Source organism: Candidatus Margulisiibacteriota bacterium (assembly GCA_028706105.1).
Taxonomy (GTDB): Bacteria; Margulisbacteria; Riflemargulisbacteria; order GWF2-35-9; family DYQY01; genus DYQY01.
The window spans coordinates 1-16,528 of sequence record JAQWCF010000041.1; the positions used below are offsets into that span (position 1 = coordinate 1).

At 33.3% G+C, this 16,528-nt stretch carries 20 protein-coding genes and 3 tRNA genes; 15 read left to right on the plus strand and 8 right to left on the minus strand.

What is annotated here, in order from left to right:
* A partial coding sequence (locus tag PHF25_05475) for a sulfatase-like hydrolase/transferase (GenBank protein MDD4527473.1) occupies positions 1 to 1,649 on the plus strand: 1,649 nt, incomplete at its 5' end.
* Between the two features lie 70 nt (positions 1,650 to 1,719).
* Here the strand turns inward: PHF25_05475 and PHF25_05480 are convergent.
* A tRNA-Thr gene (locus tag PHF25_05480) sits at positions 1,720 to 1,795 on the minus strand.
* 18 nt (positions 1,796 to 1,813) lie between these two features.
* The gene (gene hisC, locus PHF25_05485; GenBank protein ID MDD4527474.1) at positions 1,814 to 2,896 is read right to left on the minus strand and encodes a histidinol-phosphate transaminase; all 1,083 of its coding nucleotides are present in this window, start codon (positions 2,894 to 2,896) and stop codon (positions 1,814 to 1,816) included.
* Between the two features lie 312 nt (positions 2,897 to 3,208).
* Here hisC and PHF25_05490 point away from each other — a divergent pair, with 312 nt between their 5' ends.
* The 9 genes from PHF25_05490 (at position 3,209) to PHF25_05530 (ending at position 9,142) form a co-directional block, all read left to right on the plus strand.
* A complete protein-coding gene (locus PHF25_05490) occupies positions 3,209 to 4,441 on the plus strand; it encodes a leucine zipper domain-containing protein (protein MDD4527475.1) in 1,233 nt (410 codons plus the stop codon).
* A 12-nt stretch (positions 4,442 to 4,453) separates the two neighbouring features.
* The gene (locus PHF25_05495) at positions 4,454 to 5,290 is read left to right on the plus strand and encodes a hypothetical protein (GenBank protein ID MDD4527476.1); all 837 of its coding nucleotides are present in this window, start codon (positions 4,454 to 4,456) and stop codon (positions 5,288 to 5,290) included.
* On the plus strand, positions 5,287 to 5,490 hold the full coding sequence (locus PHF25_05500; GenBank protein ID MDD4527477.1) for a hypothetical protein: 204 nt from the start codon (positions 5,287 to 5,289) through the stop codon (positions 5,488 to 5,490). The genes PHF25_05495 and PHF25_05500 overlap by 4 nt, the downstream gene beginning before the upstream one ends.
* Positions 5,491 to 5,537: 47 nt before the next feature.
* A complete protein-coding gene (gene argB, locus PHF25_05505) occupies positions 5,538 to 6,392 on the plus strand; it encodes an acetylglutamate kinase (GenBank protein MDD4527478.1) in 855 nt (284 codons plus the stop codon).
* 3 nt (positions 6,393 to 6,395) lie between these two features.
* On the plus strand, positions 6,396 to 7,310 hold the full coding sequence (gene argF, locus PHF25_05510) for an ornithine carbamoyltransferase (protein MDD4527479.1): 915 nt from the start codon (positions 6,396 to 6,398) through the stop codon (positions 7,308 to 7,310).
* Between the two features lie 11 nt (positions 7,311 to 7,321).
* Complete coding sequence (locus PHF25_05515; GenBank protein ID MDD4527480.1) at positions 7,322 to 8,281, plus strand: sugar phosphate nucleotidyltransferase; 960 nt, start codon at positions 7,322 to 7,324, stop codon at positions 8,279 to 8,281.
* Positions 8,282 to 8,499: 218 nt separating this feature from the next.
* Entirely contained in the window at positions 8,500 to 8,748 is a 249-nt protein-coding gene (locus tag PHF25_05520) for a GIY-YIG nuclease family protein (GenBank protein ID MDD4527481.1), read from the plus strand.
* A gap of 2 nt (positions 8,749 to 8,750) precedes the next feature.
* Positions 8,751 to 8,838: transfer RNA gene (locus PHF25_05525), tRNA-Ser, on the plus strand.
* Positions 8,839 to 9,068: 230 nt separating this feature from the next.
* Positions 9,069 to 9,142: transfer RNA gene (locus PHF25_05530), tRNA-Gln, on the plus strand.
* A gap of 238 nt (positions 9,143 to 9,380) precedes the next feature.
* Here PHF25_05530 and arsB read toward each other — a convergent pair.
* From arsB to PHF25_05560, 6 genes are all read right to left on the minus strand, one after another.
* Positions 9,381 to 10,412 (minus strand): ACR3 family arsenite efflux transporter, encoded by a 1,032-nt coding sequence (gene arsB / locus PHF25_05535; GenBank protein MDD4527482.1) that lies wholly within the window; start codon positions 10,410 to 10,412, stop codon positions 9,381 to 9,383.
* Entirely contained in the window at positions 10,412 to 10,834 is a 423-nt protein-coding gene (locus PHF25_05540; protein ID MDD4527483.1) for an arsenate reductase ArsC, read from the minus strand. The genes arsB and PHF25_05540 overlap by 1 nt, the downstream gene beginning before the upstream one ends.
* Positions 10,831 to 11,142 carry a DUF134 domain-containing protein gene (locus PHF25_05545; GenBank protein MDD4527484.1) on the minus strand — a complete coding sequence of 104 codons (312 nt, stop codon included), beginning with the start codon at positions 11,140 to 11,142 and terminating at the stop codon, positions 10,831 to 10,833. Before PHF25_05545 ends, PHF25_05540 begins: the two co-directional genes overlap by 4 nt.
* Entirely contained in the window at positions 11,142 to 11,432 is a 291-nt protein-coding gene (gene hgcB / locus PHF25_05550) for a mercury methylation ferredoxin HgcB (GenBank protein ID MDD4527485.1), read from the minus strand. Before hgcB ends, PHF25_05545 begins: the two co-directional genes overlap by 1 nt.
* A 2-nt stretch (positions 11,433 to 11,434) precedes the next feature.
* Positions 11,435 to 12,412 (minus strand): mercury methylation corrinoid protein HgcA, encoded by a 978-nt coding sequence (hgcA, locus tag PHF25_05555; GenBank protein ID MDD4527486.1) that lies wholly within the window; start codon positions 12,410 to 12,412, stop codon positions 11,435 to 11,437.
* A 97-nt stretch (positions 12,413 to 12,509) separates the two neighbouring features.
* Positions 12,510 to 12,665 (minus strand): hypothetical protein, encoded by a 156-nt coding sequence (locus tag PHF25_05560; protein ID MDD4527487.1) that lies wholly within the window; start codon positions 12,663 to 12,665, stop codon positions 12,510 to 12,512.
* A 175-nt stretch (positions 12,666 to 12,840) separates the two neighbouring features.
* On the opposite strand from PHF25_05560, the gene PHF25_05565 reads away from it, so the two are divergent.
* The 5 genes from PHF25_05565 (at position 12,841) to PHF25_05585 (ending at position 16,376) form a co-directional block, all read left to right on the plus strand.
* The gene (locus PHF25_05565) at positions 12,841 to 13,557 is read left to right on the plus strand and encodes a response regulator transcription factor (GenBank protein ID MDD4527488.1); all 717 of its coding nucleotides are present in this window, start codon (positions 12,841 to 12,843) and stop codon (positions 13,555 to 13,557) included.
* On the plus strand, positions 13,548 to 14,414 hold the full coding sequence (locus PHF25_05570) for an ATP-binding protein (protein MDD4527489.1): 867 nt from the start codon (positions 13,548 to 13,550) through the stop codon (positions 14,412 to 14,414). The genes PHF25_05565 and PHF25_05570 overlap by 10 nt, the downstream gene beginning before the upstream one ends.
* A complete protein-coding gene (locus PHF25_05575) occupies positions 14,404 to 14,805 on the plus strand; it encodes a response regulator (protein ID MDD4527490.1) in 402 nt (133 codons plus the stop codon). The genes PHF25_05570 and PHF25_05575 overlap by 11 nt, the downstream gene beginning before the upstream one ends.
* Before the next feature lie 138 nt (positions 14,806 to 14,943).
* Positions 14,944 to 15,531, plus strand: coding sequence for a hypothetical protein (locus PHF25_05580; GenBank protein MDD4527491.1), 588 nt, complete (start codon positions 14,944 to 14,946; stop codon positions 15,529 to 15,531).
* Positions 15,532 to 15,614: 83 nt separating this feature from the next.
* Positions 15,615 to 16,376 carry a polysaccharide biosynthesis/export family protein gene (locus PHF25_05585; GenBank protein MDD4527492.1) on the plus strand — a complete coding sequence of 254 codons (762 nt, stop codon included), beginning with the start codon at positions 15,615 to 15,617 and terminating at the stop codon, positions 16,374 to 16,376.
* Positions 16,377 to 16,528 lie beyond the last annotated feature (152 nt).

Sequence of the window (16,528 nt, forward strand, 5' to 3'; positions counted from 1 at the left end):
CACTGATGGCCTACTTTTATATACTCTGTTTTGGACTATTATCAGCTTATCTTTTCAAAACTGGTGAACATCTTGATTGGTCAGTTCTGGCTGATAATATAACAAGCTCATTTTCCAAAGAAGCGTTAACTGTAATGGCAGGTTCTTTGGACCCAGGAACTTTTTTATATGTTCCTGTTATTATAGTAATATTTATTATTTTTGAAGTTTGGAAAAAAGCTGTTTCTAAAGGAATACAACAAAATAAACATATATTTAAATTTATAATATTAGTAACTACTTATCTGTTTTTATTATTAATCCCTATTGATTCTTATGACCCAATCATGAGTTTTTTTCGAACATCCATCAATTATTATAATAATTCAAATAACGTAAAAGCGACCTTTGAAGAAACCCAAAGTACTTTTATTAATGATGGTACTCATTTCAATAATATTAACATTCCTTATGCTCAAAAACCTCATGTTTTTTTATTAATACTAGAATCGTTAAATACTAGCTCTTTAGGCAAAGAAACCAATGGCATTGAACATACCCCTTTTCTTAATAATTTAATGAATAAAAGTGTCTACGCCGAAAATTTCTATGGAAACTCTGTTCAAACAGCAAAAGGTCATTTCGCAACCATGTTCGGAATGATCCCAAGTACTAGTGGCAAAGTTTTCACTAAATTTAGCGACTTAGACGTAGAATCAATTGGAACTGTCTTAAAAAGATCTGGTTATGATACTTCTATTTTTAGTGCTTACCATAAAAGAAACTTTGACAATACTTATGAATATCTAATAAAAAGAGGATTTGATAGATTTCAAATTGTAGATAAATACCTTACTGAGGATGAAAAAAAATTAAAATTTGGTTGGGGAACACCAGACCATATATTTTTCAATAAATTTCCTGACTTTTTTAACGAAATATCAATATCAGGAAAACCTCAATTTGTAATTATTAAAACTAGCGTAGCACATTTCCCTTTTCAATGTGTTCATGAAAGCGATAGAAATATCTACCCTGAACCAACTAAATTTAAGCAATATTATGCAAATGCAATAAATATGACAGACAAAGGAATTGAAGTTTTTTACAAAAAATTAAAAGAACTAGGGATATTAAAAAATAGTATAATTCTAATTACAGCAGATCATGCTTTTCCCATGGGAGAACATAAAAACTATCACCTTGAAGCTGGCTATCACGAGGAATCATTCAGAATACCATTATTTATTACCTGGGGAGATAAACTAGAACCCAAAATTATATCAAGGTCGTTTTCTCAGCTTGATATCGCACCTACAATTATAGATTTACTCTCTTTAGATATTGGTAAAAATAATTTTATTGGAGAATCAATATTCTCGAAAAAAACCGATAATCCACAATATTTAATTCAGCCATATGCAAAACATTTTGCTATAATAGCTTACCCCTTAAAATACAGATACAATGAAAAAGTAAATACCGAGTATGTCTATGATTTAGTAAAAGATCCCATGGAAGAAACTAATATTATTAAGTCAATTTCCGAAGATAAACTAGCCTATTTTAGAGCACATTTAAAAAGAATTTATTTACATCAATCATCCATAGAAAAAAATCTTTTCTGGCCACAAGGAGAAACGACTAACTCCTTTGACTCCCCAAAATAACCAGAATAAACTAATATTAGAATTAACATACAATTATCTAATAAAAATAACTACATACTGTCTAAAAAAATGGAGCCCCCGGTCAGAATTGAACTGACGACCTCATCCTTACCATGGATGCGCTCTACCAACTGAGCTACAGGGGCTAACGCTGAAATATTATACTATAAAACTTTTTTAAAACACTCAATAAAAAGTTTATTTTCTGCTGGCAGTCCTACGCTCACCCTGATTGCCTTAGGGAAGCCAAAACCAGTCATTGGTCTAATTATTACTCCTAGCTTCATCAGTGACTGAAAAACAGCGTTTGCGTCTCGCTGAACGTCTATAAAGATAAAGTTTGCCTTGGTGGGGATATATTTCACGCCTAGTTTGTCTAACTCAGAATAAAAATACTCTTTTTGCTCATCATTTGCTTTCCTTACTTCTTCCACCCAACCATCTTCGTCTAAAGCAACTAAAGCACATTCTTGAGCTATTGAATTGACATTAAACGGCTGCCTGGCACGATTCAGCACATCAATAATTTCTTTAGAAGCAATACCATAACCTATCCTGCTTCCAGCTAAAGAATATACCTTAGAAAAAGTTCTAAGAATAATTGTATTCTGATACTTTTTTAATAGTGGTATGGACTCAGGAAAATCATCACCATAGGCATACTCATAATAGGCTTCATCTATAACAACTAGTTTGTTTGCAGGAACTTTTTCTAAGAAATTTTCAAGTTGTTGAGCAGAAAAATAAGTACCGGTTGGGTTATTCGGGTTACATAAAAAAATAACATTTGTTTCATCACTTATAGCATCCAAAAATCCCTGTAAATCATAGGCATAGTCTTTTAAAGGAACGACTAACCTCTTGGCATTTAAAAGTCTTGCCACAAACTCATATTCCGAGAAAGTTCCATTGGCTACTATTGCAGATTTATCAGCACCTAAATAGGCCAAGGCAATAATTTGTAGTATCTCATCAGATCCATTTCCAAAAATAAGTTGGTCTTTATCAACAGCTAATTTTTCTGCTAATTTAGTCCTTAACTTAAAACATGAACCATCAGGGTAAAGAAACAACTCGGCTAACTTGTGCTGAATTTTTTCTATAACTTTCTTAGGAACGCCAAGATTGTTTTCGTTGCTTGCAAGCTTAACTACTTTTTCAATACCAAGCTCTCGTTGAACTTCTTCAATGGGTTTACCTGGGATATAAGGTTTAACGTCTAGAATATTTTGGTTAGCTTTAATCATAATTTGTATTTTATCATGATTTACTTTTTATTCCACTTCTCTTCTTTTAACCCCCTCAGTCAGTCCGCCTAAGGAGGACTGACAGCTCCCCACAAGGGGGAACAAAAAGAACAAATATTCTCCTCCTTGCGGGGAGATGGGCGAGAGCCCAGAGGGGGTTAATATAATCAAATAATGTTCCAGACCTGAGAGATACTTACCCCCTAGATAGAGAAATAATGAAGAGTATGGGCAAAGGATATTATAAAAGAATAATTCAAATGATTTATAAAATAAATGAAAGTAAAATCATCTTCTGAAAGGAGATGATTATTGTTGAAATATGGAGAAACAATAAAACATATGAGTGAACAAGGCAAGTTTGATTATAGATATAAATTAGTGAAATTTGCCATTAAATATGGGAATAAACCATGTAGTAGAGAATATAATATTAGTGTACAAACAGTGCGTAAATGGGTTGGTAGATACAAAGAAAAAGGGTTGAAAGGATTAGCGGATATTAGTAAAAAGCCAAAGAATAGTCCTAATAAATGTAGTTCTGCGTTTGAAACAAAGATAATCCAATTAAGATTACAAACCAAACATAAATTTGGGGCAAAAAGACTGATAGAAAGATTTGATCTTAAATGTGGGAAAGGCTGTATCCAAAGAATAGTTAATGAGCATGGATTAAAAAAAGAAAAGAAAACAAAGAAAAAAACAAGGAATTTGCTCTGGGGTGTAAAGAAACTAACAAAGCTATTTGATAAAATCCAAGTAGATGTAAAAGTGCTAACAGATATCCCTCAATATTGGAATATATATAGTCGAGGGAAATTGCCTAAATATGAGTTTACTGCAAGAGACGTAAAAACAGGAGCAAGCTTTGTATGCTATGCGTATAATAACAATAGCGCAAATGCAGCAACATTTATAAGTTATCTTATGGAACATATAAAGGCAGAAGGATTCGATGTAAAAGAGATCACCTGGCAAATGGACAATGGAGCAGAATTTTTTGCTTGTGGGAATAAGAAACAAGGGAAAACACCAGTAGAAACAATTATAGAGGATATATATAAATCTAAAATAGGAAGAATTCCACCAGCAAGCCCAACATTTAATAGTGATGTAGAAACATTTCATAGGTTAGTAGAGGATGAGTTTTATGATATAGAAGATATAAGTAGCGTAAAAGACTTGATGAGAAAACAATATATCTATTTGATAGATTTTAATTATTTAAGAAAAAATAGTTATAGAGATAATAAAACACCATATGAATTAGCAAAAGTAGAAGATGGTGTTAAATTGTCCGTATTTAATGTTATGCCAGTTGTATTAGAAGAGTGCCAAGAGCTATATCTAAAACACTGCTATCCTAAAAAAGATTTCTTTTCTAGCTTCGATGAATTGTTTGGTTGGGGATCCGATCCTTTTGGTTTTAATATGTTTCCTGATTTGTTTAAAAATTCTCCTCTAGGGGGTAACGATGTATCCAGTCTTGACAAATATAATCAAATAAAAATGTTTAAAATCTTAAATAATGGGCAAGATCTATAACTGAAGGGGTTAATGATGCAAAACAATTTATCCATTAATAATATACCAGCAAATATCAAGACATATTCGCCGTCTACTGAGCAACAAATAACAAAAGAAATAAAAGAGTACTTTGAAACAGAAAAACAACCCGTTAACCAAGAATCTTTGTCTCAAGGGGTTAAAAGTTTATTGTCTAAGCAGTTAACCGTCAAAGATTTTGTAAAAAACATGTTAAATTCAAATAGCTCTAAAACAACTGAAGATCTATCTACTATTCTAAAAAGCTTTAATGTTGAAACATTGTCAGAACAAATCCATGATCTTCCTAAACAAATGGATAAGCTCTTGAACCAAACACAAAACAAAATGCAACAAGATACAAATATCATGAACAATACGCCTAAAATAGAAATAACCTCGCCAGAAGTACAAATAATGGCAGCTAATTTGCTTGGACTAATCAAAGAAGGAAAATTAAAAGAAGCGGGAGCGACTTTTAATAATAAAGGAGATGTGCTAGAAAAAATGCTAGATTCTTTTCTTTCACAGTCCTCACAAAACGCCAGAGAAACAGCTAACCTGATGACCTTTATTCAACACGTGGTAGCCCAAGGACTGGTATTATCACCAGAACTACAAAAAATGTTGGAAGAAAAATACAAAAAACTAGAAAAACAATTATCTTTCTCTGAAGAGTTAGCAATTGAAAAAGAAGAAGACCTGGATAAATTATCTGATGAAGCCAAGGATTATGTTAAAGAAATCATGGATTTAAGACAACAGTTAGAATTTATGGATGGAGATACTGCGGAAGAAGTACTCTCTGCTTACGAAGAGTTACTAGAACTCATAGGAGTTGCGTCATGATGGATGATAAAACAAGGCATGTAGCACTTTCCTATAAAATCAATGAAATGATGAGACATTATGATGAACTTCCTCCTGAAACTAGGGAAGAGATACTACGTTTTTTTAAAACTCCAGAAAGACTTACAGCTTTAAGACTAAATCCTTTTCGCTATGCAAGACAACAAAAAGCCAAAAATTCGTTATTTATCATGGTTTAACCATCTCTCTTCTTGTTATAGTTGGTAAATGATAATAAAATAGATTTATGATAAATAAATATATTGAAAAAGCCCAAATATTATTAGAAGCACTTCCTTACATTCAAAAATTTGCTGGTAAAACTATAGTCATTAAATACGGCGGTGCTGCCATGGAAAACGAAGCACTACAAAAATCAGTTGCTGTTGATATTGTTTTGCTAAAGTTTGTCGGCATTAATCCAGTACTAGTGCATGGTGGTGGTAAAGAAATTACTACTTGGTTAGATAAGCTTAATATTGAAACTGAGTTTATTGACGGATTACGAAAAACTTCTAAACAAGCGATGGAAGTGACCGAGATGGTTCTTACCGGCAAAGTCAACAAAGCCATTGTTGGTCTCATTAATTCCGCTGGAGGCAAAGCAATAGGACTCAGCGGTAAAGATGGCAACATGATACAAGGCAAAAAAATAAACGAAGCAAAACTTGGTCATGCTGGTCAAGTAACTAAAGTAAACCCAAGTGTAATTTTAGACACAATAGAAAAAGGTTACATCCCTGTAATCTCTACTGTTGGTGTTGATGAAAACAATGAAACACTTAACATCAATGCAGACTATGTAGCTTCGGACATTGCCATCGCTATCAAAGCAGAAAAATTAATTTACTTATCTAACGTTGAAGGAATACTTAATGAAAAAAAAGAAATAATCAAACAAATTATTGCGGAAGAAGCAGAAGAATTGATAAAAACTGGAGTTATTTCTGGAGGAATGATTCCTAAAATAACCTCCTGTTTAGAATCCATCCAAGGTGGCGTAAATAACGTCCATATAATTAGTGGAGAAATAAACCACTCTATCCTCTTAGAACTTTTTACTGATTACGGGATAGGTACGATGATTAAGAAAAAGGAATAAACAATGTCACTAAATCACTTCATAAATATATCAGACCTTTCTAAAGAAGAAATAGAGTCAATTACCAATATGGCAATTTTGCTAAAAAAAGAAGCGAAAGCTGGGATCACGAGAGAAACATTAAAAGGTAAATCCTTTGCACTACTCTTTGCAAAACCATCCACGAGAACATTTGTTTCTTTCCATGTTGCAATCACTCAGCTTGGCGGTCATCCTATTAGCATCCACCAGTCATCCATGGGTGGAAGAGAAAGTCTGCATGATGTAGCAAAAACTCTTTCCAGATACGTTGATGGAATTATCATTAGAACATTTGCGCATGATGATGTAGAAGAATTAGCAAAACATTCTTCTGTACCAGTAATAAATGCCTTAACTGATAAATATCATCCCTGCCAAATAATGGCAGATTATCTAACAATAAAAGAAAACTTTAATAAAGAAAAAGTTAAGGTAACCTATATTGGAGATGGATTTAATATAGCCAACTCTCTTCTACTAATAGCGTCCAAAACGGGAATTGATATAACCATCGCTTCACCTAAAGGGTTCGAGCCTGATAGTGATATTGTTAAACTAGCTAAACGCGATGCTGTAAAAAATAATTGCAAAATTACAATCACCAATGATGCTTACAAAGCGGTTCAAGGAGCCGATGTTGTATACACTGATACTTGGACATCAATGGGAATGGAAGAAGAAGCAAAAAAAAGAATTCAAATTTTTGCAAACTTTCAAGTGAATGAAAGATTGTTTGAAGCTGCAAATAGTGATGCAATATTTATGCATTGTTTACCTGCGCATAGAGGACAAGAAGTAACAGATGAAGTAATCGACTGCGACAGGTCTGTAGTATTTGATCAAGCTGAGAATAGACTTTGGACACAAAAAGCTATACTCCAACTAATGTACCAATAAGGAGACCGAATATGTTCAACACCATCATCCTTGCAGCAGGTAAAGGAACAAGACTGAAAACAGAAAGCAGTAAAGTTGCAGTTGAGCTGATTAATAAGCCAATTATCTTGCACTTACTAGACAATATTTCTAAATGTATTATTCAAGAAAACACTTATCTCATCATTGGTCATAAAGGTGAAGAAGTTCAGCAAATAGTACAAGCCAAATACCCTAACACACAGTTTGTCTGGCAAAAGGAACAACTTGGTACTGGACATGCAGTTGCGCAGGTTGAACCAGTCATCAATATGAATAATTCTTCAACATTGATACTAGCAGGAGACGTTCCTCTGGTTAGCGAAGAAATGATTAAAAACTTTTTCGAATACCATTCCATTCAAAAGTCAGATGTAACTGTTTTAACAACAAAAATCGATGACCCAAAAGGATATGGGAGAATTATCCGTGATGCTAGTTTTAATAGACTACTTAAAATAGTAGAAGAAAAAGATGCAGATGAAACAGAGAAAAAAATCTGTGAAATAAACTCGGGTATTTATTTAGTCAAAACTAGCCTACTATTTAGCTTACTTAAAGAAATTAAGCCGAACAACAAACAAAAGGAATTTTACCTTACTGACATCATCAAAATAGGAAATGAAAAGCACCTAAGCATTCATCCATACTTATTCCATGAGTACAATTTACTAAGAGGAATTAACTCTAGACATGATTTATCTAATATTGCTCAATATATATACAAAGCCTCCGTAGAGAAACACCTCTCTAATGGTATTACGCTATTAAGTCCCGAAACAACATTCATCGAACCAGAAGTTAAAATTGAACAAGACGTTGTGATTGAACCTTTTGTTCATTTAAAGGGAAAGACTTTTATTAAACAAGGATCTAGGGTTTGTAGTCATGTATATTTACAAGATTATATCTCAAAACCAAAAGAAATGATTAAAGCCTACTTTAAAAATTAGTATTTTAATTGTAGAATGATTTTCGGCTTTCAAATAAGTGAAGCCAGCATTTAAATGTAACCCATCCTTAGTTACAAATTTCTAAGGGGAACAATTGGAGAGTTGGCCGAGTGTCCCGAATAATCAAAAATCTTTGATTTTATTATTATTCGAGGATCCTCGAAATTGTTCCTGAATCACAGATTCAGACAATTTCGGGAGTTGATGGAGGTGGAGTATTGAAATATACTACCTATGTGTTACAAAGCCTATATAACAATAAAATGTATATAGGTCAAACAATGAACTTAGAGAAAAGATTTATACTACATAATACTGGAAAAGTAAAATCTACTAAGTCTTATTTGCCTTGGAGAATTATATTCTCTTTTGCCTTTGACTCGAGATCAATGGCAATGGAACTTGAAAAAAAATTGAAAAATTTGAAAAGTAAAGATAGACTTCTTGCGTATATAAAGAAGCTATAATTGGAGAGTTGGCCGAGTGGTTGATGGCGGTAGTCTTGAAAACTATTGTGCGGAAACGTACCGGGGGTTCAAATCCCTCACTCTCCGCCATGTACCATTCGCACTTTGTGCTCAGGTACACGGCAAGCCACTTTTTGTTAAGTGGTAATATTTGAAAATAATTAACAGTGAATTGGCCTATGTCCCGAATAATTAAAAATCTTTGATTTTATTATTATTCGAGGATCCTCGAAATTGCTCCTAAATCAAAGATTTAGACAATTTCGGGAGTGTAATGGTAATGCATTGACACTGGGATTTTGATAGATTGTTTTGTGAATTGGCCTATGGTGTAATGGTAACACATCTGGTTTTGGTCCAGACGTTTGAGGTTCGAGTCCTTATAGGCCAGCCATTTTATAAAATAAAATGGCTGTACATCACTTTCTTTTAAAATAAATCTCACTACCCTGATTTTTTGATAACGGTTGGTTGCTGGATCCTGAATCAAGTGAACGCTGTCGCTAGACCTTCGGTTCAGAATGACAGGATAATGGAAAAAACGCTGTATCTGCAGTGTTATCTATACAAACTCCAATTTCTTTCAACTTATTTACGAAAAAACCTTCATTTATTTTCCTCTTTTAAATTTATTAATTAATCGCAGATTCATACCAATACTTACTCTTATTTGCAATTCTAACTAACACAAGCATAACTGGTACTTCCACTAAAACACCAACAATTGTAGCTAGCACTACTGGTGATGATGAACCAAACAAAGATAAGGCAACTGCAACTGATAGTTCAAAAAAATTAGACGCACCTATCATTCCTGCAGGAGCTCCAATATTATGGGCTAACTTAAGTTTCCTGCTAAACAAATAGGCAATGGAAAAAATTAGAAAAGTTTGAATCGTTAAAGGGATGGCAATCAAAATAATATGTAATGGATTGTTTATTATTACCTCCCCTTGAAAAGAAAAAATAATAATCAAGGTTAACAATAACCCACTAATTGTAACTTTATTAAATTTAGTTACAAATTCATTATTAAAATAATTTATCCCATACTTTCTAATAACATATATCCTTGTCAAAATACCACCGAATAAAGGAATTACCACAAAAAGAACAACACTTAAAATAAGGGTATCCAAAGGAATAGTTATCCCCCCAATACCAAGCAAAAAAGCAACTATCGGGGTAAAGGCAAAAAGAATGATAATGTCATTAGTAGCTACTTGAACTACTGTATATGCTGGATTACCTTTAGTTAAATGACTCCAAACAAATACCATTGCTGTACAGGGAGCAGCACCAAGCAAGATTGCCCCTGCCAAATAATCTTTGGCTAATTCTGCAGGGATTAAGGCCTTGAAAACTATGAATAAAAAGAAATATGCAATGGCATACATTGTAAAAGGCTTAATCAGCCAATTTGCAACCCATGTTATGTATAAACCCTTAGGATTTTTACCAATATCTTTTATACTGGTGAAATCAACCTTAAGCATCATTGGGTAAATCATCAGCCAAATAAGAACAGCTATGGGGATGGAAACATTGGCATATTCAAATTGACTTAGAAGTAACGGTATTGCTGGCAAAAACTTACCTATAACTACACCAACCACCATGCATAATATAACCCATAAAGATAAATATCGTTCAAAGACACTCATTAAATATTCTCCTTAATCCACTCTTTAATCTTTGCCTCAATCTCATCTCTAACCTTACGGGTAGCTGCAATTTTTTCTTCATGGGTACCTTGAAAACTAGAAGGGTCTGGGAACCCCCAATGTAACCGCTCAGTAATTCCTGGAAAAATCGAACATTGTTCACCACTTGCTTCATCACAGACGGTTATAACAGAAGTATAAAGATTTCCCTTCTTATAAAATTCAAAAACACTTTTGGTAGGATTACTTGAAATATCAATACCAATTTCTTGCATAACTTCAACCACTATTGGATTAAGTTTTCCAGGTTCAAGACCAGCACTTTCAGCAATAATCTTCCCCTTGCCATACTTATTGACGAACGCCTCTGCCATTTGACTCCTAGCTGAATTATGGATGCAAACAAATAATACTTTTTTCATTTTTTTTCCTCCTTATTTTTATATGTACAACAATCACCAGAGATTCTTATTTCCTTAAGATTTATTAAGGCATCAGCTATCTTCTGATGTGCTGATGTTAGAATACGAGATACTGTGGTTCGATGAACATTCATTATTTCTGCCACATCTTCCTGTTTCATATTTTCCCTATCACACATTCTTATAGCCTCAAACTCATCTAATGTAAGATGAACATAGTCTATTTTCTCACCTTCCATACACTTAGGAGCAAATAACCTTTCTCCAGTAATATCACAACATAGGTTTCTAATTTTTTTTGGTCTCATTAACAACAACCTCCACCTGAACAATTACAAGTAGGTTCAGTGCCTCTTAGCGTTCCATATATAATACCAGCCGCACACCCTACCCCTGACTTAACATGTACAGCATCAAATGCACAATTTTTCTCACAAGCTCCACATTCCATACATAAATCTTTGTCATTAATTACAGCTGTGTTATCTTGTATACTAAATACATTGTGTGGACAAACATTTGTACACATTCCACAACCAGTACACTTCTCAGAATCAAGGGTTAAAGTAGAGACATTCTTAAGATAAACTTGTTTCATTGCTACACTCCCATAAATCTATTAATAATAAAAAGAATAACACCCATAACTAAAAAACCAAACTGCATAGGGACTGCTCTACTCATCTCCTTTTTCACTCCTGATAAAGATGTATAGGTTGATGACCCTGTAAAATTCATAGCTAAAAAAGATGAAATTACGGTCATCATACTTATCAAACTTATAAATAATAAGATATTCGAAGGTGTTATCCATAAAAAAGTAAACAAAGAAAGGATTGCTCCAACTAGTGCGCCCTTTAAAGAAAAACTTCTACTTGGAATAAATGGAAGAAGTGCTGGAGTTATTACTGCCCCAGCTAACACAGCAATAAAAAGATAAAATAAGATAGACATAAGGTTTGAGAATCCATAAATAGCTGACAAAACTAGAGAAATAATAAACATAGGTATAATTGAATGCACTAATTCGATAGGCGTTAAGACTAGCCTATCCCATAAAGTAAATTGAACCTCGCGCATCCCCTTAGTTACTTTAAAATTATTTTCAAAAAATTCAGGTATATCAGAAGCTTTTACTGGCCCATAAATAACTTGAAATCCTGATATTTTCTTAACTTCATGAGCAGCAATTCCTATTGCTCCAAGTTGCGGAAGAACGAGTTTACGATGAGATACTACGTTATTCAAATCTGTTGACTGTATTTGATGCAGTAATTCTACTGTACCAAAGGTGCCCTTGCCTGCTGCACACCATACATTTATTCCTTTTGTATCAAGAACTAGTATCCACACAGAATAACCTTGTAATGATTTTCTAAGCATATCAAAGCTAAGCTTATAGTTTGCTGTGACTAAAACTGGACTTTCCTCACTCGGTGTCCCAAGAGAATATAGTCCAGGATTAACTCGATAACTACCACGATTAATGCCCCAACGCACGTTAAAATTACCAATGTAATCAATAAGTGATAACTTGCTTGATGTTTTCATTATGCTCATATGTGCATAATACCACAAGAAAGCATATTTTCAACAGGATATTTAAGACGATTGTAGTATCGAGTGATTTTTGCATTATGTCATCGCTGCTGACCTTAAAATAACAAGACAAACATTAAGAATTATTCCTTCTTCTGTTTTTATATGGTCTAATAATCAAAAGAAAAATAAGCACAGCAATCATAATTAAAGCAGCCATCAAAGCCACATTTCCCGTGTCTAATCCCCTGTCTATCGTAGCATCTAACCATCCGTTTATATAATCTATCATAATTAACTCCTTACTTTTGATATTGAATATCTTGTTTATTTATTAAACAATAAAAAGAATGTTGGGGCTATGTGTACTCACCGTTTTGTGCTGACTTTGTTCCACTTGAAATATCAAAACAGAATACATCAATTATGTTTGTTGCTTTTCTCTATTTAAGTGCCATACTAATAAAATGTCGTATACTATTTTAATTGCAGATGATGATAAAGAGTTTCGTGAAGAGTTCATCTATTGCTTCGACGAATATACTATTGTTGAAGCTGGTACTGGACAACAAACGCTTGATATTTTGAATAGCCCAAATGAAATTGACTTGATTTTTCTAGATGTCTTTCTTCCAGACACAACAGGTATTATACTTTTAAAAACAATTAGAGAATCTTATCCCGAAATAGCAATAGTCATTCTTACCGGCTCAGGATCTAAAGACATAGTGCTTGATGCTTTAAGAGGTGAAGCTGATGATTATCTGGAAAAACCCCTTGATATAGAAAAAACCCAACAACTTATTAAAAAACTTATTGAAACCAAAATTGAAACAATGGATGTCAAAAACGGCAAAATAGAAGATAAAATTCAACGCGTTATGAATTTTGCTGAACGCAATGTAAACAAAATGGTCAACTTAGAGGATGTTGCTAAACTTGTCTACATGAGTCCAAAATATTTAAGTAGAGTTTTTAAACAATATACTGGCATGAACTTTAGTAGATATAAAATAAACATAAAAATCAAACATTCTAAAAAGCTACTAGAAAATAAAGGACTATCTGTTGAACAAATATCTGATAATCTTGGATATGAAAACTCAGAATCATTCATCCGTATATTTAAAAAATATACTAAAATGACACCAACTCAGTACAGGAAATCAATAGAATGCTCATGATAATTACCATCATCTCCGTAATTGTTGCGACAAATGTTATTACTTGGTTAGTCTTGTCATCACAAACAAACACTAAAAATATAATAGATGACAAATATAATGCTCAAAACCTTATGAGTAGAGACACAATGATTGTAAGTCAAGGCATTCGGTTGGGAGAGCAACAAGTTGAATTAGATGATGCCCTTAGATTGTCAGACCTAGGAAGTCTTGCTGCAACAGTGGCTCACGAACTCAGAAACCCACTTGGCGTCATTCGTACAGCTATTTATAACATCCGAAGAAAAAACAAAAATCCCGACATATTAAGCCATTTGGATAATATCGATAAAAAAATCATGGAAAGCGATCGCATTATTAATAATTTATTGAACTACGCAAGAATAAAAACGCCTCAATTCGAACAAGTTGATTTATTAACTCTCTTAAAGGAAACAATAATTAATGCGGGAAAAAAATATGAAAAACATTCTATTCAATTAACTTCCAATCTTGATACTATAAAAAAACTGTTTGTCGAAGCTGATCCGGTTCAATTACAAGAAATATTTGGGAATGTCCTTGATAACGCTTATCAATCCATTGATTCATCCACTGGCATTATCCTAATAAATGTAACACAAAAAGGTGCGATGCTTTCAATAGATATTCAAGATAATGGTATTGGAATTGAGATAGAAGACTTAAAGGCTATCTTCAAACCCTTCTTCACTAAAAAGTCAAAAGGAAATGGGCTAGGGCTAACTCTATGTCTTGAACTGTTGCATTTACACCACGGAAAAATTAAAGTCCATAGTAAACCAGGAAATGGAAGCACCTTTACCATAACCTTACCTGTTTCTCAAAATGACAAATAATACTATCCTTATTATTGATGATGACAAAGAACTTGTCGAAGAAATCACAGAGATTTTAACCTTCGAGGGATACCAAGTTCTCTCAGCACATACAGGCGATACTGGGCTAGTTTTGTTTAAGTCCTGCCAACCGCGTCTCGTTCTGTTAGACATGAAATTACCAGGAATTTCTGGAATCAAACTTATTTCAATATTCAAATCTTTGCAACCCAACACTCCAATTATTATGATTTCTGGTCGCCCTGTGTATTCGCCCCTCTGCAAACAAGATAAAATTGAGCACAATCTAGAAGAACAAAGGTTAAAAATGGTAGACCTATTCATGAATAAACCATTTGCCGTAGAGCATTTAATTTCTTCTATTGATCGACTATTTAACAAAACACCTTAACATACCAACGTTATCTGAAGAATGTTTCAAGAAAACAGTCAACAACTACGGACTTTCATACATGTGTTTATCTAATCATAATCAATACACTAAATAAACAGACACTAAAAACTTCTTAAAAAGGATAATGAAAATATAGTGAACACCAATAATAAAAACAACTATTTGCCTAGTCTTAACGAGGATCTAGTAATCATCAGTCAAGTTTTTAATTATATTAAAAACTATCTGCATGCAAATGAAGAAATGGATCACCTAGACATGGAATTTGTTGATTTTATCATTACTTTTTGCAATACATTTTTAACTTCCATATATTTCAAAAGTGAAGAATCTATCTTGTTTAAAAAACTAACTGATTTATCAATTAATCCCCTTATGACAGTTAAAATGAAAGAAGTTACCACTGAACACCACTTCATAGATTATCTAGTAAAAAAATTATCCTTACTTCAAACCCAATACAATACTGGAAATAATTCATGTATAGAAGAAATCCATTCCCTACTTAGAACTTTGAGTGAGTCATTTGATAAGCTTACAAGAAAACAAAAAGAACTGTTTCCGCTAATTGATCAGTTTTTGTCTAGCTCTCAAAAAGAACAATTAAATAGTGAGCTACAACAGTTTAATCAAAGTATTATAAAAGAATTAATCCATCATTTAATTATCGAGAAATATCAAAAATATAACACAATTCCAAAGAACTTAACTCAAGTGGAATAAAGTCAACAAGAAGCTCCCCTCATACATTGGAATTAGTTTGCAGATAGCCCACACTATGTTCAGCTATAAAGGAGTGTTATGTAATGAAGATCATCTCAACTTTTCACAAAACAACAACAGTCGTACTAATAATTTCGCTGATGAATCTATTATGTCTTCCTCTTTTTGCCGTTGAGTCTGAATCCTTAAAAGCTACAAAAAAAATCAAGCCGGCAATTGTTCATAAGCCTGCAATTATGAAAACAATTACAGCAGACAATGCCATACTAATAGTAAAGGGAGCTCGAATGACTCCCAGTGCAAGTGTTATTGTGCTTCAAGGCGCACTCATGACAACTAGTGGAAACATAGAAATACTTTCTTCTGTTGAAGTAACAGCCAACCCCAAACTACTCGACAACAATTTACTTTGTCCTGGTGACACACTAGAAATAGATATTATAAATAATCCTGAGCTAAACACTAAACAAATAATTACCCCTGAAGGTAGCATTTCTATTCCGCAAATAGGTCGAATTGTAGTAAAAGATTTGACTCTAACTGAATTAGATACTTTTTTATTAACAGAATTATCTAGATACTATGAAAAACCTATTTTTTCAGTTTTTTTAACCCCAAGGTCAATTTACGTTGTTCAATACGACATGAGTGACCAAACATCTCAAGTAGTGGAAGCCAGCAACCCTAGCGAAGCAACTGCATTAATGGGGGGAGCTACAAACACGCTAAATTATGGTGATGTTGTCACAGTTAACATCGGCAGAGCACCGGCATTTTGGGAAGACAACTGGTACAAACTACTAACTGGAGTAGGAATAGTGATTGTAGGTGTATGGAACAAATAAAAAAAGTATCTGTTAACATTTTGTTATTAAAAAAAAGGAGAATATTATGAAAAAATTATTAATCGTTAGTTGTATCTGTATTTCAAGTGCACTTTTTGCGTTTCAGCCTGGTTTCAGTGTTTATGGTCTTTATGATTTTACAAATAAAGTAG